This window comes from Pseudonocardia sp. HH130629-09, assembly GCF_001294645.1.
Classification (GTDB): Bacteria; Actinomycetota; Actinomycetes; order Mycobacteriales; family Pseudonocardiaceae; genus Pseudonocardia.
In genome coordinates, this window is record NZ_CP011868.1 from 1,485,274 (window position 1) to 1,505,263 (window position 19,990).

The 19,990-nt window shown below is 74.1% G+C and carries 9 protein-coding genes and 1 pseudogene; 7 read left to right on the forward strand and 3 right to left on the reverse strand.

The genetic code is table 11. The features are described from left to right. The first annotated feature begins 100 nt into the window (after positions 1-100). On the forward strand, positions 101-1,510 hold the full coding sequence (locus tag XF36_RS06675) for an IS1380 family transposase (RefSeq protein WP_060711311.1): 1,410 nt from the start codon (positions 101-103) through the stop codon (positions 1,508-1,510). Between the two features lie 198 nt (positions 1,511-1,708). On the opposite strand, the pseudogene XF36_RS06680 reads toward XF36_RS06675, so the two are convergent. Together XF36_RS06680 and XF36_RS06685 are read right to left on the reverse strand one after the other, a co-directional pair. Next, positions 1,709-2,815, reverse strand: a pseudogene (locus XF36_RS06680) (IS256 family transposase); the annotation flags it as partial. 93 nt (positions 2,816-2,908) lie between these two features. Beyond that, positions 2,909-3,904 carry an IS481 family transposase gene (locus tag XF36_RS06685; RefSeq protein WP_082375223.1) on the reverse strand — a complete coding sequence of 332 codons (996 nt, stop codon included), beginning with the start codon at positions 3,902-3,904 and terminating at the stop codon, positions 2,909-2,911. Between the two features lie 131 nt (positions 3,905-4,035). On the opposite strand from XF36_RS06685, the gene XF36_RS06690 reads away from it, so the two are divergent. The 6 genes from XF36_RS06690 to XF36_RS06715 all read left to right on the forward strand — a co-directional run bounded on the left by XF36_RS06690 (position 4,036) and on the right by XF36_RS06715 (position 16,511). After that, positions 4,036-4,413, forward strand: a complete 378-nt coding sequence (locus tag XF36_RS06690; RefSeq protein WP_060711314.1) for a single-stranded DNA-binding protein — start codon at positions 4,036-4,038, stop codon at positions 4,411-4,413. Between the two features lie 24 nt (positions 4,414-4,437). Beyond that, positions 4,438-6,114, forward strand: coding sequence for an energy-dependent translational throttle protein EttA (ettA, locus tag XF36_RS06695; RefSeq protein ID WP_060711315.1), 1,677 nt, complete (start codon positions 4,438-4,440; stop codon positions 6,112-6,114). Between the two features lie 104 nt (positions 6,115-6,218). Then, positions 6,219-10,475, forward strand: a complete 4,257-nt coding sequence (locus XF36_RS06700) for a hypothetical protein (protein ID WP_060711316.1) — start codon at positions 6,219-6,221, stop codon at positions 10,473-10,475. A 58-nt stretch (positions 10,476-10,533) separates the two neighbouring features. Beyond that, entirely contained in the window at positions 10,534-15,435 is a 4,902-nt protein-coding gene (locus XF36_RS06705; protein WP_082375225.1) for an NAD-glutamate dehydrogenase, read from the forward strand. Between the two features lie 9 nt (positions 15,436-15,444). Next, positions 15,445-15,870 carry an acyl-CoA thioesterase gene (locus XF36_RS06710; protein WP_060711317.1) on the forward strand — a complete coding sequence of 142 codons (426 nt, stop codon included), beginning with the start codon at positions 15,445-15,447 and terminating at the stop codon, positions 15,868-15,870. Beyond that, a complete protein-coding gene (locus tag XF36_RS06715) occupies positions 15,867-16,511 on the forward strand; it encodes a hypothetical protein (RefSeq protein ID WP_060711318.1) in 645 nt (214 codons plus the stop codon). Before XF36_RS06710 ends, XF36_RS06715 begins: the two co-directional genes overlap by 4 nt. 24 nt (positions 16,512-16,535) lie before the next feature. Here XF36_RS06715 and XF36_RS06720 read toward each other — a convergent pair whose 3' ends face one another. Beyond that, on the reverse strand, positions 16,536-19,973 hold the full coding sequence (locus XF36_RS06720; RefSeq protein ID WP_145981290.1) for a hypothetical protein: 3,438 nt from the start codon (positions 19,971-19,973) through the stop codon (positions 16,536-16,538). Between the last annotated feature and the right edge of the window lie 17 nt (positions 19,974-19,990).

The following is a 19,990-nucleotide window of genomic DNA, read 5'->3' on the forward strand; positions in this document are numbered from 1 at the left end:
CGCCGAGTAGGGCGTGTCAGTGGGCTGGAGGGTGCCACTGACCAGCGAAGATGGGGATTGCTGAAGTCCTTATCGTCGCGCAGGCAGGAGCACCCTCCAGGTGAAGAAGGCTATCGGGTTCTACCCGTGCCCGGACATCGACACGGCTGCGACGACGGTGGTGTCTCACGCCGGGACGCGGCTGCTGACCGAGACCATCGCCAAGGTCGGCCTGGACCGAGCCCTGTCGGTTGGGCTGGAGCCGTGGCGGCCGCGGCTGGCGGTGCACGACCCGGCGAAGGTTCTGCTCGACCTCGCGCTCACCCTCGCCGCGGGCGGGGACTGCCTGTCCGACATCGCCCTGCTGCGTGCCGAGCCCACCCTGTTCGGTCTGGTGGCGTCGGACCCGACGGTCTCACGCACGGTCGACCGCCTCGCCGCCGACGGTGCCGCGGCGTTGGCCGCGATCGACACCGCCCGCGCCGCAGCACGGGCGAAGGCGTGGGCACTGGCCGGGCCCGCAGCCCCCGACCACCAGACGAACGCAGCGAAACCGCTGGTCATCGACGTGGACGCCACCCTGGTCACCGCCCACTCCGACAAGCAGGGCGCCGCACCGACGTTCAAGAAGGGCTTCGGCCACCATCCGTTGTGGGCGTTCTGCGACCACGGCGCGGCCGGAACCGGAGAGCCTCTCGCGGCGCTGCTGCGGCCGGGCAATGCGGGGTCGAACACCGCCGCCGATCACGTCACCGTCATCCGCGCCGCCCTGCGCCAGCTCCCCGACCACAAACCCGGCAACCGTCCCGGGCGGAAGGTACTGATCCGCATCGACGGTGCCGGCGCCTCCCACGAGCTCCTCGACTGGCTGACCGGGCAGCGCCTGTCCTACTCGGTCGGGTTCAGCCTCACCCAGGAACTGGTCGACCAGCTCGCCGCTCTCCCGGCTGCGGACTGGCAGACCGCGCTCGACGCCGACCGTGAGCCCCGCCCGGGCGCGTGGGTCATCGAGGCCACCGGCTTGATGAACCTGGGGACCTGGCCGGACGGGATGCGGGTGATCGTGCGCCGCGAACGCCCACACCCGGGCGCGCAGCTGCGGTTCATCGACCGGGACGGGTTGCGCTACACCGCGTTCGCCACCAACACCCGCCCCGGCGGCCCCGGCCGCCAACTCGCCGACCTCGAGCTGCGACACCGCCGCCGCGCCCGCGCCGAGGACCGCATCCGCGCGGCGAAGGACACCGGGCTCACGAACCTGCCACTGCACGAGCTCGACCAGAACCGGATCTGGCAGGCCGTGGTCGCGCTCGCCTGCGAGGTCACCGCCTGGGCGCAGATGCTCGCCTACACCGGGCACCCGGCACGCCGTTGGGAGCCGAAACGACTCCGGCTGCGGCTGTTCTCGATGCCCGCCCAGCGAGCCCGTCACGCCCGCCGAACCGTGCTGCACCTGCCTGCGCACGCACCCTGGGCCGAACTGCTCTGCGACGGCCTCGCCCGGCTGCGCACGCTCGCTGTTCCCGGCTGAGCACGAACCCTCCGTCGCGACGACCCAGGAAACCGACCGGACCCGTGGACCCGGCGCCCCGAGCGACCTCGGCCGAACTGTCACACCCAACGGGCACAATCAGGCCCCGCCACACCGGCCAGCACCGGTGTCGATCAAGCCAGGACTGCCCGACGAAAGATCCGGGCTAGGGGGTCAGTCTGAGCCCGTCGTCGACAGGTAGCGGGCGTTAAGCGATTCGATCGCATTCGTAGAGCAGATCACCCTTCGAATCTCGACGTCGTAGTCCAAGAACGGCACGAACTCTTCCCACGCGTTGCGCCATAGCCGGATCATCGCCGCGTACTTACGGCCCCATTTCTCGTCGAGCTCATCCATAGCGATAAGTGCTGCATTCGGGTTGGGCGCGGCATAGATTGGTTTGATGTCGCGCTTCACCGCGTCCCAGTCCTGTCGACCCACCAGCCGGAAAGTGTTTCGGATCAGGTGCACGACGCAGGTTTGGACAATGGTTTGCGGCCACACGTTGGCCACGACCTCCGGGAGTCCTTTGAGGCCGTCGCAGACCAGGAACAGCACGTCACGCACGCCGCGGTTCTTCAGGTCGACCAGCACGCTCATCCAGAACTTCGCGCCCTCACTGCCGACGCCCATCCACAGCCCCAGCACGTCCTTGCAGCCGTCCACGGTGACGCCGATGGCTGCGTAGACCGGCCGGTTGGCGACCTGCCCGTCCCGGACCTTGACGTGGACAGCGTCGATGAACACCGCGGCGTACACCGAATCCAACGGCCGACCAACCCAGTCATTCATCTCGGCGACGACCTTGTCGGTGATCCGCGAGACCGTCTCCTTCGATACTGACGCCCCATAGATGTCAGCGAAATGTGCGGAAACCTCCCCGGTCGTCATCCCTTTCGCATACAGCGACAGTACGACCTCGTCGACATCTGTGAGGCGCCGCTGACGCTTCTTCACGATCTGCGGCTCGAAAGTGCTGGCCCTGTCTCTCGGAACGTCGATCTCCACGTCACCCGCGGCATCCGAGAGAACCGTCTTCGAGCGGGACCCGTTCCGCACGTTGGTGGATTCCCGGCCGGGGTCGGCCCGGTTCTTGTCGTGCCCGAGGTGCTCGGTCATCTCCTCGTTCAGCGCCGTTTCCAGAACATTCTTGGTAAAGAGCTTCAACAGGCCGTCCGGGCCGGTCAACGCCAGCCCGCGCGCCTTCGCCTCGGCCACCATCGCCGCCGCAGCGGCCCGCTCCGCCGACGCCTGCCGAGCAGGCTTCGGGTCACCCTCGCTTGGATCCACAAGGTCCGATGTCATCACTGTCCGTGCCCATCTCGCCGGACCTCAGCCCGGCGTGTCGGGCCGAAAACACCGATCTTGAAACAGTCCCCGTGCTCCCCCGGAGGAGCGCTAGATGTGATGTCCAGGCAGGTTGGTCAGGCGACTGATCGGCGGTAGGCCGTTGGTTGCGCTGTGGGGCCGGTGGTGATTGTAGAAGTGCAGCCAGCCGGGGAGCGCGTCTCGCCGAGCCGTTTCGCAGGGGTGGAAGCGGGCGTATGCCCACCCGTCGGCGAGGGTGCGGTGGAAACGTTCGATCTTGCCGTTGGTCTGAGGCCGGTAGGGCCGGGTTCGCTTGTGGGTGATGCCCAGTTCGCTGCAGGTGTCACGCCAGGCGTGTGAGCGGTAGCAGCTGCCGTTGTCGGACAGGACCCGTTCGACGGTCACGCCGCGGGCGTTCAACCAGTCCACGGCCCGGCGTAGCACACCGGTGGCGGTGTCGGCTTTCTCGTCGCTGTGGATCTCGGCGTAGGCGACGCGGGAGTGGTCGTCGATGACGGTGTGGACGAACGCTCTGCCGGTGCGCGGCTTGTAGTCGGTTCCCCTGGGCAGTCCGGGAGTGGACCGCTTGTTCAGGGCGCCTTGTCGGCGTCCGACGAAGCGGTGTCCGCCTCCGTCGGGGATGTTGCCGAACTTGGTGACGTCGACGTGGATCAACGAGCCGGGGTGTGGGTGTTCGTAGCGGCGTAGGGGCTCGCCGGTGACCCGGTCGATGTGGGAGAGCCGGTTGATCCGGCAGCGGCGCAGGACCGCGTGCACGGTCGAGGCGGCGAGAGCGAGTCGGCCGCCGATCTGTACTGGTCCGAGTCGGTGGTGCCACCGCAGTCGCACGATCTGCTTCACCAGCCTCGGCGGGGTCTTGGCCGGCATCGACCGTGGTCGGGAGAAGCTGCGGTCGACCATCCCGGGCGGGCCCTCGGCGCGGTAGCGGTCAGCCCACTTTCGGGCGGTGCGAGGGGCGACCATGAACATTCTGGCCGCGGTGGAGCAGGTCCAGTCCTGGTCGACGATCAGACGGGCCAGCCGTAGCCGGGCACGCGGAGTCAGCGCAGCGTTAGCGTGGGTCACAAGGGCCTCCGGTTGGTGAAGCGGTTCCTAGACAGCTCCACTTCACAACCGGGGGTCCTCGCCTGTCTCAGCGACAGGCCGTCATCAGCTCAACCTGGAACAACGTCCATGGACATCACACCTACTACACGGTGACGTGCTGGCGGCCCCTGGCAGAGCACGCGGTACGGACCTTCGAGAAGGGCCACCGTGTCATCGTCATCGGCCGGATGTACGTCGAGGAGTGGACGGGCCGGGAGGGCGACGTGCGGCAGAGCATCCGGATCGAGCCGTCGAGCGTCGGGCTCGACATCCGCTTCTCCCCGGCGGCCGTTGCACCGCGTCCGTCGGTGCAGGCAGGTCCGTCGGTTCCGTCGGTCCGGGACACCGACGATGCCGTCTCCCGGTGGGGAGTCCCGCCGACCGAGGCGTCGGACCGCGACGGGTACGACGACGAGCCGGATGAGGCAGAGAGTGCGGAGGTCGACGAGCTCGCGCGGCTGACGACCGCACCGGCCTCGAGCGGCTGACCCGGCGCGATCTACCATCGCATCGTGGCGGATCTGATTTACACGATGCGGAACGTGCGTAAAGCGCACGGCGACAAGGTCATCCTGGAGAACGCGTCGATCAGCTTCCTGCCGGGGGCGAAGATCGGTGTCGTGGGCCCCAACGGCGCCGGGAAGTCGACCGTCCTCAAGATCATGGCAGGGCTGGAGAACGCGAACAACGGCGACGCCTTCCTCAATCCCGGCGCGACGGTCGGCATCCTCCAGCAGGAGCCCCCGCTCAACGAGGAGAAGACCGTCCTCGGGAACGTCGAGGAGGGCCTCGGCGACGTGAAGGTCAAGCTCGACCGGTACAACGCGATCGCCGAGGAGATGGCGACCAACTACACCGACGAGCTGATGGAGGAGATGGGCCAGCTCCAGGAGGAGCTCGACCACGCCGACGCGTGGGAGATCGACTCCCAGCTCGAGCAGGCGATGGACGCGCTGCGTTGCCCACCCGGGGATGCCCAGGTCACCCACCTCTCCGGTGGTGAGCGCCGGCGCGTCGCGCTGTGCAAGCTGCTGCTGTCCCAGCCCGACCTTCTCCTGCTCGACGAGCCCACCAACCACCTCGACGCCGAGAGCGTCCTGTGGCTCGAGCAGTTCCTCGCGAGCTACCCGGGCGCCGTCCTCGCGGTCACCCACGACCGGTACTTCCTGGACAACGTCGCGGGCTGGATCCTCGAGCTCGACCGGGGACGCACCTTCCCCTACGAGGGCAACTACTCCACCTACCTGGAGAAGAAGGCCGAGCGTCTCGCCGTCCAGGGCAAGAAGGACGCCAAGCTCCAGAAGCGGCTGAAGGAGGAGCTGGCCTGGGTCCGCTCCAACCCGAAGGCGCGTCAGGCGAAGAGCCGCTCGCGGCTCGACCGCTACGAGGAGATGGCGACCGAGGCCGAGCGGCACAAGAAGCTCGACTTCGAGGAGATCCAGATCCCGCCGGGCCCGCGTCTGGGCAGCCAGGTCGTCGAGGCCTCCCACCTCGACAAGGGCTTCGACGGCCGCCAGCTGATCAAGGACCTCTCCTTCACGCTGCCGCGCAACGGCATCGTCGGTGTGATCGGTCCGAACGGTGTCGGCAAGACGACGCTGTTCAAGACGATCGTCGGGCTGGAGCACCCGGACTCCGGCGATGTCAAGATCGGTGACACGGTCAAGCTGTCCTACGTCGACCAGAACCGCGGCGGGATCGACCCGAAGAAGACCGTCTTCGAGGTCGTCTCCGACGGACTCGACTACATCCAGGTCGGCAACACCGAGATGCCGTCGCGCGCCTACGTCGCTGCGTTCGGGTTCAAGGGCCCGGACCAGCAGAAGCCGGCCGGGGTCCTGTCCGGCGGTGAGCGCAACCGGCTCAACCTGGCGCTGACGCTCAAGCAGGGCGGCAACCTGATCCTGCTCGACGAGCCGACGAACGACCTGGACGTCGAGACCCTCGGTTCGCTGGAGAACGCGCTCGAGCAGTTCCCCGGCTGCGCCGTGGTCATCTCCCACGACCGCTGGTTCCTCGACCGGACCTGCACGCACATCTTGGCGTGGGAGGGCACCGACGAGACCCCGGCCGCGTGGTTCTGGTTCGAGGGCAACTTCGAGGCCTACGAGAAGAACAAGGTGGAGCGGCTCGGCGCGGAGGCGGCGCGACCGCACCGGGTCACCCACCGTAAGCTCACCCGCGACTGATCACCGTCCGGTCCGGACCTCGCCATCCGGTCGGTCCGGTCCCCGGAGACGGGTGACCGGCTCGCCGGGAGGTCCGGACGGTGGTGTCACTCACGGGAGGCGATGTGACGTTCGACCTGGGAGGTCGGGCCGCCGGCGCGACGACGGCCGAGCTGCGCACAGCGGCGGCCCTGCGCTGGCAGCGGCCGCTGCTCACCGCGGAGCTGGCCGAGCAGGCGTGCGGGCGAGCCGTCGCAGACGGTGACGATCTGCGCTGGCTGCAGGCTGCGGGCTGGCTGCTCGACGGCCACGCCGCCGGTGGGGACGCCCGTGACGTCGCCGCCGCCGTCGTCGCCGGGGTGACCGGTCACGTCACCGCGGGTGACACCACGGTCCCGGTCCCCCTCCGCGCGCCCGGTACCGAGGTGCTCACCCGCCCCGAGGGCGCTCGTCTGCGGGTGGAGCTGGCGGGGGTCGCCCAGGCCGACGGTGAGCTCGAGGCGGCCCGGGCACTCGTCGTCGGACTGCCGGACGACGCACCGGGCGAGGACCCGGGGCTGCTGCGCCTCGACCGGCTCGCGGTCGAGGTGCGCTGCGCACTGGCCGGGGCCTCTGCCGCCGAACTCGAGCGGCTGCGCAGCGACGTCGACTCCTGCGGGTCCGGCTTCGGTGGTGAGCCCGCGGCGTACGCGGACCTCGTCGTCGGATCGGTCCACCGGGCGCGGCGCGAGCACGACGCCGCCGTCGACCGCGCGCTGCGCGGCCTGGCCCAGCTCGGCTGGACGCCGGAACGGCCCGCGGCCCGCCCCCTGTCGACCCACCTCGCCGCGGCGCTGCTCAGCCAATGGATCACTGCGCTGCTCGACTCCGGGCACGTCCCGGCCGATGCGGTCGCCGCGGCCGCCGCACAGCGCGACGCCGCGGCCGCCGGCCGTCAGGGCGTCCTGCTGCGGCTCACGCTCGCCCGGGTGCAGGCGGGCCGTGCGGACCACGCCGCCCGCGCCCTGGTGGAGGCCGCTGACGGCGCTGAACAGGCGGGCGTCCCCGCGCTGGTCGCGGCCTGCCGTACCGCCCAGTCCGAGCTGCACGAGGGCTCGGGCCGGTACCGCGATGCCCTCGAGGCGATGCGGGCCGCGATGGAGGCCGACCAGATCGATCGCGACCGCGGCACGCGCTTCCGCGCCGCGATGGCGGCGTTGCTGCCGCTCGCGGACGTCCTCACCACCACCGCCGAGCGGCCCACCCCGTTCCCGCGCACGGGCGGAGTGCCGGCCGCATCCGCGGAGCGTCCGGCTGCCACCGGAGGCGCCGTCGCCGGTGCCCCGAGCGGTGGTCCCGGTGCCGGGGCCCGGGAGGACGCCGGTCGCGGTGCGTCGGAGCGCGGTCTCGCCGGGACCGGCTCCGGCAGGGCTGTGTCGCCGTCCGGAAGGGACGAGCGGGCCGGGGACGACCGGTCCACCGGGACGCCGGTCGGGGACCAACCGGTCGGTGCGAGGGTCGGGACCGACCGGCCCGCCGGAACCGGACCCACTGAGTCCGACCACGGCCGTCCTGCCGGCGACCGGCCCGGGGAGGACCGCTCCACCGGTACGCGGAGCAGGGACGACCGTTCGGGCGGGGCCAGGGAAGACCGGCCGACCCGGCCCGGGAACGACGACGCCGCGGGACCCGGGGATGCGAACGGCCGTCCGGCGAACGACCTGCCCGGACACTTCCCGCTCCGCTGGGCGCCCTCGGCGAGCCTGCTCCTTGGCCCCGGCACGGCGAACGGTCCCGGACCTGCCGATCCGTTGCGCGACGACCGCACCGTGGACCGGCCCGCCGGCGCGAACCGGAACGGTCGCCGTACCGGCGACGCCGGCGTCGCACCAGGTACGTCGTCGGCGACCGGTGCCCCGGACACGACGAGCCCGGACACGACGAGCCCAGACACGACGAGCCCAGACACGACGAGCCCAGACACGACGGGCCCCGCGAAGACGGCTGCTGCGCCGAACACCGCGGGCCTCACCGACACCACGGACCTCACCGACACCACGGACCCCACGGAGACGTCCGGCACGCCGAACACCACCGGGCGCCCGGGGCCAGCCGGTCCCGACACGACGAGCACCACGGAGCCGACCGGACCCGACCTGGCGGGCCCTGCGGGGCCGGCCGGGGAAGTCGATCGTGAGGTCGACGGCACCACGAGCAGCGGCCGCGAACGACCCACGGGCATCGATCCCGCCGACCCGCTGGGCATCTCCGGTCTCCTCACGGAGGAGCCGGCGTCGGCGGCACCTCGGGATCCCTCGTGGACCGGTCCGTCGTGGACCCCCGACGCGGCAGGTGGCTCACCGCTTGCCGACGCCCTTCTGGCCGAATGGCGCTCCCCCGAGCCGCCTCCCGCCGAGGCCCGCAACGGGTCCCACGCCCCGGCCGAGTCCGGACGACGGAACGGAACACGACGCAACGGGGCCGACCGATCCGGCGAGGACCACGGCGCCGATCCGGCAGTCGGGCCAGGCCGCGCCGGCGCCCCCCGGAACGGCTCTCCCGCTCCGGAGCCGACCGTCGTCCCCGGTCGTGCACCGACCGAGGCGAACCCCGCCGACGCCGGCACACCCACCGATCGGGCGAGCGGGCGCGCCGGGACCCGTGCTCCGGAGACCGGCCGAGCTGCGACCCCGACCGCCCCTGCGACCCCGACCGGGCCACCGGGTCCGGCGGAGCGGTGGATCGTCCTCGACCTGGTCGACGGCGATCTCGAGACGATCACCGGCACGGCGGCCGTGGGTGCCCTGCACGACGTGGTCGTCCGGACCCGCCGGCTGGTTCCCCCGTCGGGGACCACACGTCGCGACGACGACACGGTGCGGGTCACCCTGCCCGACGTCGACCACGTCACCGTCCTGCTCTGGGCACGGTCGCTCGCCACGCACCTCGGCGCCCGCGTGCGCCGGGGCGGGCTACCGGCGGGGACGTCCCTGCGGATGCAGGCCGTCGGCCCGCACGGTGTCGAGGGCGAGGAGATCGTCACCGAGCTGACCGGGCCGGACACACCGGCGCCCCTCCCCGAGACCCCCTCGTTCCGGGACCGGGTCGACGGCCACTCCGGCACGGCGCAGAACGCCGAGGCGGACCGGTCGGACGGCGGCGGGTCGTCGGCCCCGGAGCCGGTCGCCGGGCCGGCACTGGCCACACCGCTGGACCTGACCGGCGGAGGCGCCGGCCAGGGTGGGCGTCGACGGGCCGGTGGTGACGCGGCGACGTCGTTGAGCGCCGTCGGTCTCACCGTCCGGCCCGGGAGCGGCGGGCGGCGGCGCTCCGACGGACCCGTCGAGGGCCCGACGACCCCCGACCGGACCGTCCGGGACCTGGCCGGTCACGGCCCCGGTGGCCGGGATGGTGCCTCCGGGAGCGCCGCCGAGCCGCAACCCTCCGTCGGGGACGACGCCGTCCGGGACCCGTCCGTCCGCGGCGCGGCGGGCACGGACTCCGCCGACCTGGAGAGCACCACGACGTCGCAGGTGTGGGTCGGGTCCGCCCCGGTGGACCGCACGTCGGCACCGGACCCGCTGGACACCCGGTTCGCGCTGCCCCCGGAACCGGACCGGCGCCTCGCCGAGGCCGTTCGTGCCCACCTCGACCTCCCCGGGACGGACGGCGCCGCCTTCCGGCACGACGACCCGGCCCGGGAACGTTCCGGACTGCCGGTGCGGTGGTCCGGGGTCGACGACGGGGCGGGGGAGTCCGCGCTGCCGCGTCGTCGTGGGCGGGATGCCACTGCGCCGACCGACGACGGACACGACGGGACCGCAGGACTGTTCGACGGGAACGGGACCACCTCCGTCCGGGGCGGTGGCCACCGGCGCGACAGCGCTGCGCACGGTGCGTCCGGGAAGCCCGACGGGAGCGGCGCGGGGACCTGGACACTGCGTACCGCGACCGGACCGACCGTCGTGCGGGGCGCGCCGGCCGTCGTCGCTCCGGCGACCGACGACGGCGCCGCCACGAGCGCACCGTCCCCCACGAGCGGACCGACACCCGTGAACGGCCCGGGCACCGCGAGCGGATCCACCACCGCGAACGGTCCGGCGGCCGATCCGCAGCACGGCGAGGCGGGTACCCCCGCGACCTCGGACGACGGGCGATCCGCGACATCCGACCACACGGGTGCGACGCAGCCGGGGACGATCGAGCGCCCGGGGACGACGGAGCGCTCGGGGACGGGCGAGCGTCCGGAAAAGACAGGACGCCCGGGGACGACGTCGTCACCGACGGACGAGACGCCGGGCGCCCCGGCGACACCGGCCCCCTCCGAGCCCGCCGCGATCCCCGAGGACATGGGCCTCGCCGATCTCCTCGCCGGGGCCCTCGCGGCCTACCGCGAGATCTGACCGGACGCGGGCAACCGCTCACCCGGTCGTCGCGGGCGCGGCCGTCGGCGGTCCGCCGATGGCGTCGGTACCGCGGGATAGGGTGACTGCCGTCAGCACACGCACGGGGCCGGAGTGGATCGTGAGCAGCGGTACGACGGGGCAGACCGGGAACACCACGAGCACCGACGGGCCGGGCGGTGATCCCCGCCCCGGGAGCGGTGCCGCCGCGGACCTCGTCCGTCTCTACGCCCGGCACACGCCCGAGACCGACACGGCCGGCGGCACGGAGCTGCCCGGCCCGGCGACCGTCGTCGACACCCACCTCGGGCTCGGCGCGCACCGCGAACCCGGCCGGGCCGCCGTCCGGGTGACCGCCGGCGGGGGCGACGCCGTGACGGTCGACATCGTCACCGACGACATGCCCTACATCGTCGAGTCGGTGCTCGCCGGGATCGGCCGGGCCGGCGGCACCGCGCGGCGCGTCGTGCACCCGATCCTGGTCGTGCACCGCGCCGCCGACGGCACGCTGACCGGCGTCGACACCGACGCCGACCCGACCGAGCCCACCGAGGGGGCCTCGGTCGAGTCGTGGATGCACGTCGACGTCGTGTCCTCCGGGGATCTCGACCCGGACGCACTGCACGCCGAGCTGGAGCGCACCCTCGCCGCGGTCCGGCAGGTCGTCGACGACACCGCCGCGATGACCCTGCGCGCCCGCGCACTCGCCGACGACCTCTCCGGAGCCGGTGCCGCCACGGCCGTCGAGGCCGACGAGGACGACGTGCACCCGGCCGAGGTCGCCGACCTGCTGCGATGGCTCGTCGACGACCACTTCGTGTTCGTCGGCTACCGCCACTACTCGCGGCGCACCGACGGCGAGGGCGGCCCGGAAGGGCGGCTGCGGCCCGACACCGACACCGGCCTGGGTGTGCTGCGCCCCGGCGACGCCGGCGCGAACGTCTTCCTCCCCGAGGAGACCGGCGCCGCCGATCCCGCGGGCCTGCTGCTGTTCACCCGCGCCAGCGAGCGCAGCCGGGTCCTGCGCGCGGTGCACCCGTACTACGTGGGCGTCCGCACCCGGGACGCCGACGGGACCGTCACCGGCGAGCACCGCTTCCTCGGGATGCTGACCGTGCCGGCCCGGCACGAGTCCGTGCTGGACATCCCCGTCGTCGCCCGGCGCATCCGCGGCGCGATCCGGCGCGCGGGCTTCCCGGCCGACTCCTACTCCGGGCAGCAGATGCTCGAGGTTTTCTCCCAGCTGCCCCGCGCGGAGCTGTTCACCTCGTCGCAGGAACGCCTGCACGACACCGCGGTCGGTGTGCTGGAGGCGGGCGCCCGCCGCGCGGTGCGCCTGTTCGTGCACCCCGACCCGTACCGACGCTTCCTGTCCTGCCTGGTATACCTGCCGCGCGACCGCTACACGACCGCGACCCGGCTCAAGATCACCGACATCCTGCGCACCCGGCTCGGCGGCACCGACGTCAGCTACACCGCCCAGGTCGGCGACGCCGAGCTGGCGCTGCTGCACCTGACGATCACCACCGACCCCGGCGCCGAACCACCCACGGTGGACCTGGCCGAGCTGCAGGACCACGTCGCCGAGGCGACCCGGACCTGGGACGACCTGCTCGTCGCCGCGCTCGGCGACGCCGGGCCCGCCGCCCGCCCGATGCTCGCCGGGGTCCCCGAGTCCTACAAGGCCACGGTGACCCCGCTGCGGGCCGTCGAGGACCTGCGCCGGCTGATGACGCTGGGGGAGAAGGGCGAGGACGCGTTCGACCTGCGTCTCTACCGCAGCGTCGAGGGCGACATCCGGTTCGCGCTCTACGTCGGCGACGACCCGGTCACCCTCACCGGAGTACTGCCGCTGCTGCAGCAGCTCGACGTCGAGGTCGTCGACGAACGGCCCTACGAGTTCCGCCGCCCCGACGGCCGTCGCTGCTGGCTCTACGACTTCGGGCTCCGGCCCCCGCAGCCCGCCGGTGCGCCCGCGGTACCGACGGTCACCGTCGAGGACGCCGGCCGGCGCTTCGAGGAGGCGTTCGCCGCCGCCTGGCGGGGCGACGCCGAGTCCGACCGGTTCTCCGCGCTCGTCCTGCGGGCCGGTCTGCACTGGCGCGAGGCCGCCGTCCTGCGGGCCTACAGCCGCTACACCCGCCAGCTCGGCGGGCTGTTCACCCTCCAGTACACGGCCGGGGTCCTGGTCGCGCACCCGCAGGTCGCCCAGGGGCTGATCACCCTGTTCCGGGCCCGGTTCGACCCGGCCACGGCCGACCCCGACGAGCGCCAGGCCGCCCACCAGCGGGCCCTGGAGAACGTCACCACCCTGATCGACGAGGTGTCCGGTCTCGACGCCGACCGCATCCTGCGGGGCCTGCTGGCCGTCATCGAGGCGACGCTGCGCACCAACTGGTTCCGGGGCCGCCCGTTCTTCTCCTTCAAGCTGGACCCGGCCGCCGTGCCGGACATGCCGCTGCCCCGTCCGCGGTTCGAGATCTTCGTGTACTCGCCCGCGGTGGAGGGCGTGCACCTGCGGTTCGGCCCGGTCGCCCGTGGCGGCCTGCGCTTCTCCGACCGCCAGCAGGACTACCGCACCGAGGTGCTGGGCCTGGTCAAGGCCCAGGCGGTGAAGAACGCCGTCATCGTCCCGGTCGGGGCGAAGGGCGGGTTCGTCGTGCGCCGGCCCGCACCGGCACCCGAGCACGTCCGGGACTGCTACCGGACCTTCATCTCCGGGCTGCTCGACGTCACCGACAACCTGCTGACCCGTGCCGACGGCTCCACCGAGACGCTGCCGCCCACCGACGTCGTCCGCCACGACAGCGACGACTCCTACCTCGTCGTCGCCGCGGACAAGGGCACCGCCACGTTCTCCGACCTGGCCAACTCCGTCGCCGAGTCCTACGGCTTCTGGCTGGGCGACGCGTTCGCCTCCGGCGGCTCGGTCGGCTACGACCACAAGGCCATGGGCATCACCGCCCGCGGCGCGTGGGAGTCGGTCAAACGGCACTTCCGCGAGCTGGGCGTCGACACCCAGCGCGAGGAGTTCACCGTCGTCGGCATCGGTGACATGTCCGGCGACGTGTTCGGCAACGGGATGCTGCTGTCCCCCCACATCCGGCTCGTCGCCGCGTTCGACCACCGGCACGTCTTCGTCGACCCGACGCCGGACGCCGCGACCTCCTACGCCGAGCGCCGCAGGCTCTTCGAGCTGCCCCGCAGCTCCTGGGCCGACTACGACACCTCCCTGATCAGCGCCGGCGGCGGGGTGTGGCCGCGGACCGCGAAGTCGGTGCCGGTCGGGCCGGCGATGCGCGCCGCGCTCGGGCTGGCCGACACGGTCACCGCGATGTCCCCGCCCGAGCTGATCCACGCGATCCTGCTCGCCCCCGCCGACCTGCTGTGGAACGGCGGGATCGGCACCTACGTCAAGGCGTCCGGCGAGACCGACGCCGAGGTGGGGGACAAGGCCAACGACGCCATCCGGGTGGACGGCCGGGACCTGCGGGTGCGGGTCGTCGGCGAGGGTGGCAACCTCGGGCTCACCCAGCGCGGGCGGATCGAGTTCGCCCGCCACGGCGGTCCGGACGGTCTCGGCGGGCGGATCAACACCGACGCCATCGACAACTCCGCGGGCGTCGACTGCTCCGACCACGAGGTCAACATCAAGATCCTGCTGGACCGCCCGGTCGCCGACGGCACCCTGGACCGCGACGCCCGCAACGAGCTGCTCGCGTCGATGACCGACGAGGTGGCCGACCTCGTGCTCGCCGACAACGTCGCGCAGAACGAGGTGCTCGGGGTCGCCAGGGCACACGCGCCCGGCATGGTCGCCGTGCACGCCCGCATGGTCACCGACCTCGCCGAGCGCACCGGGCTCGACCGCACCCTCGAGGTGCTGCCCGACGAGGCGGGGTTCGCCCGGCTCGCCGCCGCCGGCCTCGGCCTCACCGGTCCCGAGCTGTCGACGCTGCTGGCCCACACCAAGCTGGACCTGACCCACCGGCTGCTGCAGACCGACCTGCCCGACCTGCCCGCGTTCGCGCCCACGCTGCCCGCCTACTTCCCGCACCCGCTGCGGGAACGCTTCGGCCACGCCGTCCGCAACCACCCGCTGCGCCGGGAGATCATCGGCACCTCGCTGGTCAACGAGATGGTCGACGGGGCCGGGACCAGCTACGCGTTCCGCCTCGGCGAGGAGATCTCCGCCGGGCCGGACGACGTCGTGCGCGCCTGGACCGTCGCCACCCGGGTGTTCGAGCTGCCCGCGCTGTGGGACGCGGTCCGCCGGGCCGACGTCCCGGTCGCGGTCGCGGACGGTGTCGTCCTGCAGTCGCGACGGCTGCTGGACCGGGTGTCGCGCTGGTTCCTGACCAACCGACCGCAGCCGCTGGCCGTCGGCGCCGAGATCAACCGGTTCGCCGGGCCGATCGCCGAGCTGCGGGCCCAGCTGCCCGAGCTGCTGCAGGGTCGCGAGCTCGACGCCGTGCAGGCCCGCGCCGCGGAGCTGCGTGACTGCGGTGTCCCCGCGGAGATGGTGGACCCGGCGGCGCTGTCGCTCTACGCCTACGGGCTGCTCGACGTCGTCGAGCTCGTCGAGCTGTCCGACCGGGAGGCCGAGCCGCGGCCCGGCGCCGAGGTCGCCCGGCTCTACTACGCGCTGTCCGAGCACCTCGGGGTCGACCAGGCGCTGACCGCGGTGTCCCGGCTCGACCGCGGCGACCGCTGGCACGCGCTGGCCCGGCTCGCGCTGCGCGACGACCTCTACGGCTCCCTGCGCTCGATCACCCTCGACGCGCTGCGCGAGACCCCGCCCGGCACCGACGTCGACGAGGCCATCGCCGCGTGGGAGCAGGCCAACGCCTCGAAGCTGTCGCGGGCGCGCAGCGCGCTGGAGGAGATCGGGGCGTCGGCGTCGCTGGACCTCGCGACGCTGTCGGTGATCTCGCGTCAGCTGCGCGGGCTGGCCCGGTAGGGGGCGCTCGTGACCGCATTCGTCGCCGAGGTCCCGCTGCGCTGGACCGACCAGGACGCCTACCGGCACGTCAATCACGCCCGGATCGTCACGCTCATCGAGGAGGCCCGCGTCGCGCTGGCGTTCACCGCCGCCGGGCGGGAGGGGCTCGCCGGGTTCTCCTCGGGGCTGCTCGTCGCCGGGCTGCACGTGGACTACAAGCGGCAGCTGCCGTGGCGGCCGGAGCCGCTGCGCTGCGCGATCACCGTGCGGGAGCTGCGGGCGGCGTCGTTCGTCCTCGACTACGCCCTGCACGACGGGCCCGGCGGGGACGACCCGGTCGCGGTCACCGCGTGGACCCGGATGGCGCTCTACGACCTCGGGGCGAACCGGGTCCGCCGGCTCACCGCCGACGAGCGGGACTTCCTGAAGCGTCACCTGGGAGACGTGTCGTGACCCTGCGGCTGGCGGACGCGACCGAGCGCGACGATCTCGGCGCGTTCACCGCCCGCGTCGCCCGGCTCGACCAGACCGCCGCCGTCCGGCTCACCGCGGGTGTCGGCCGGGTCACCGCGTGGGCCCGCACGCCGTTCGACGTGCTCGTGACCCGCTCGGTGGCGGGCGAGCTCGACCCGGCGGTGCCGGTCACCGCGCAGGCGTCGGCGCTGCTGACGGCGCTGGCAGTCGACCGCTCCGCCGCGGTCGACCCCGGCCCGCCCGCGCCGTGGCTCGACGAACTCCCGCCCGACGACGGCTGGTCCCGGGTCGACGACGTCCCCGCCGCGGAACTCGACGAGCTCGCCGACCGGGGGCTGGCGCTGGCCCGGGAGCACGCGGGCCCGATGGGCCCGCCGGCGTCGCTGCTGGACCAGACGGTACTGACGGTGTCCCCACCGGATCAGGGCCGCCCGGTCACGGTGCCGATGCGGGTGCTGTTCGCGATGTCCGGGATGGGGTTCCTCGGGTCGGCACCGCAGGAGACCGACGGCCCCCGGGTACGGGTCTCCGCCTCCGGGTCGTGGATCCGGCTCGATGCCCGGTACGGGGCGGTGGTGAAGCGACGCGTGGTGTCGCTGCCGCTGTCGGTGGCGCCCTGAGCCGTTCCCGCCGCGGGGTCCGGCTCAGGTCAGGTTCAGGACGCTGACCGCGCCGTCACCGGTGACCCAGCCGGTCCGGCCGTCGGGCGCGACGGCGACCCCGGTCGGGTTCGGGGCGACGTCGGTGGTGCCGGTGACCTGCCAGGTCCCGGTGTCGACGGTGACGAGACCCTGCCGGGTCGCGACGTAGAGGTGCCGGCCGTCGGGGGCGAAAGCCATGCCGGTGGCGCCGCCGTCGACCTGCACGGTCGCGATCTCGCGCCCGTCGGCGGGGTCCAGGACCATCACGGTCCCGGACTCCGGCCCGCCGACCGCGACCATGGTCCGCGGGACGGATGCGGGGCTGACGGCCAGGGACTCCGCACCGCCGCGCACCGGGAAGCTGCCGAGGACGGTGAGACTGTCCGGGTCGAGCACGGTGAGCTGGTCGGCGCCGCGGGTGGCGAGGTAGACGCGGTCGCCCGCGGCGTTCGTGGCACCGGCGTACGGGTCGCGCGACACCGGCACCGTGCGGGTCATGGTGCCCGCGTTCGGGTCGAGCTCCTGCACGGTGCCGTCCGTGCGCGACGGCACGTAGAGGAACCGGCCGTCGGGGGAGACCGAGGCCGCACCGGGATCCCCGCCGACGGCCGCCGTGCCGACGACGGTCCGCCCCGGCACGTCGACGACGGCGATCTGCCCGCCGCCCGGCCCACCGGTGCTGACGTAGGCACGGGTGCCGTCCGGGGACGTCACCAGCCCCTGGGGCGCTGCCGGGAGCCCGATCTCACCGGTGACGGCGTCGGTCGCGGTGTCGACGACCGCGAGCCGGCTCGCGTCGCGGACCGCGACGAGCGCCGTCGCGCCGTCCGGGGCGGCCGCGACGGCGACCGGGGCGCCGGGGACCTGCACGGTCGCCCGCACCGTAGGCTGCGCCAGGCTGGTCCCGGCCGCGGCCACCTCCGGCCGCGGTCCCGTCCCCGGGCCGGCCGAGACGGCCGGCCGGGTCGCGTTCGCACCTGGTGTGGACGTGCTGGGCGACAGCATCGCCCACAGGGTCAGCGCGCCGAGGAGCACGATCGCCAGTGCGATCGCGAGCCCGGCCGCGGACGGGCTGCGACGGCCGTTGCGCGGCTTCGCCGACATGATCGCCTCGTGGCGCGGGGTGACCGGCTTGTCCCCGGTCGCTGCGGCCTCCGCGGCCGCGGGCTGGACCGCGGTGCTCTGACCGGTGTCGTCGACCGTGCCGTCCCGGCCGGACGCGGCGCGGGCGGCGGCCACCGAGACGGCCCCGACCGAGGCCGCGGCGGCGGCGTTGCGACTGGTCGTCGCCGCGTCCGGCTGGTCCGGGTCCGACGGACCGGCCGTGCCGTCCGCCGGGGCCGGAGCCTCCGGGTGCCCGGTGGTCGGGGTGAGGCCCCGCAGCGTCGGCGGCTCGTCGGTGCCGACGGCCCGCAGGACCACGGTGGTCTCGGTGTCGGCCGCGGGGTCCGGTCGCGCTGCGGTCCGACCGTCCGGTCCTGCTGGGCCGGGGCGGTCCGGGGCGGGCGCCCAGGAACGGGCACCGGGGTCGCGCCGGGCGGGGCGTGGGCCACCGCCCGCGGGGAACGTGCCGGTGCCGGGGGCGCCGGGCCCGTGCGGCGGGTGGACGGCGGTACCGGGTCCGCCAGGGCGGCCACCGGTCCCCGGGCCGCCGGGCCGGTCGGTCGGATACGGCCCCGGGCCCTGCCCACCCGGTCGGCCGACGGGGTACGTGCCCGTGCCCTGCCCCCCGGCGCGATCGGCCAGGGACCTGCCGGCGCCCTGTCGCTCCGGCCGGCCGGCCGGGTACGCGCCGGTGCCCGGCCCGCCGGGCCGACCGTCGGTGTACCCGTTCGTGCCGTGCCCGTCGGGCCGACCGTCGGGGTGCCCGTTCGTTCCCGGCCCGCCGGGTCGACCGTCCGGGTACCCGCTGGTGCCCGGCCCGCCGGGCCGCTCGTCCGGACCCGTCCCGAGGCCGGGGAACGCCCCGGTCCGGGCCCGTCCGGAGAACGCGCCGGCTGCCGGGCCCGGGACGTCGCCCCGGGGAACGGAGGCGTCTCGGACGGATTCGTCCCGGACCGAGTCGTCCCGGACCGAGTCGTCCCGGAGGGAGTCGGCGCGGTCGAGGTCGTCGGGGGAGGGGCGCTCCGCGTCGGGGGTAGCGACCGCGCCGTCGGTGCGGGAGTCCTGCGGGTCGTCGGCGCGGCTCGGGAGCTGGCCGAAGCCGCTGCCCGGGTCGCCGCCGACGGTGGCGAACAGGTCGTTGCCCGACAGACCGGCCATCGCCGGACCGGACGGGACACCACCCATCGCCGGACGGGGCGCCTGACGCCGCTCCGGGCCCGCGGGGGCGGGGGGCCGGTGGCCGGGCATGGTCGGACGGCTCCCGGACGGTGGGGTCGAGGGCCGCGCGGGCGGCTGCTCGGCCCGGCCGTCGGTGGAGTCCGTGTTCGGGTAGTGCCCGATCAGCGCGCCGGGGGGCAGGATGTCGGTCTCCGGGCCGTCGGCGCTGCCGCGCGCCGGGCGCGGCGGCCACCGCTTCGCGGTGTGCTGTTCCCCGGTGTCCCGGCCCTCGTCGTCGGACCCGGTGGCGCCGGAGCCCGTGCTGTCCCCGGCCGAGGGCGACGGCGTCGGGTCCTGGTTCGGGGTGGGGCCCGCGGCGGGGCGGGTGTCGTCGCCGAGCGGTCGCGGGGTGGGCGCGATCGGGGGGACGACGGTCGGTGCGGGCTCGGTGACCGGCACACCGTCCGGCCCGGGACCGGCGTCGGTGCGACGGCCGCCCTCCGCCGGGGTGGCGACGGGGTCCGGCCGGTCCCCACCCGTCCCGGTGACGGGGCTCCCCGCCTCCGGCGCGGGACCCGACGGGGCGTCCTCCGCCCGGGAGGAGTCCGACGGACCGGGCTGGGGATCAGGCTGAGCAGTGTCCACCGGACCGGGCCGGGACGGCGTCGGAGCGCCGTCCGTCGCGGTCGTCGGCCCGTCCGGTGAGTCCGGCGCGAACGACGGCGGCGGGGCGAAGCGGTCCGCCGGGGTGTGCAGGGGGTCGAGACCGTCGTCGCCGGGTTCGTCGGGCAGCGGCCCGACGCCCAACGGGTCGTCGCCGAGGTCGCCGAGATCGGCGTAGTCACCCGCATCCGACGGCGGTTCGGGGGCGGCGGGCCGCGGTCCCGGGGTCGGACGTGCCGAGGGCACGGGACCGCCGTCGCGGGACACCAGTTCGGTGAAGCCCGTCGGGGTCGGCTCGCGCCGGGCGCCGTCGTCCTCGGACGTGGCCTCCTGCTCCGGTTCCTCCCCCGAGCCCGACCGCATGACCAGATCGACCAGGGAGCCGGGGACCACCGGCACGCGGCCGGTCCGGATCGCCTCGCCGAGCCCGTCGGGGTTCGGATCGGGGCCCGGCGGGCCGTCGGCACGCCGGGGGGAGCGGTCGTCGGGGCCCGGGTGACCGGGCGCCGACGTCATGCGTTCTGCGGCGGTCG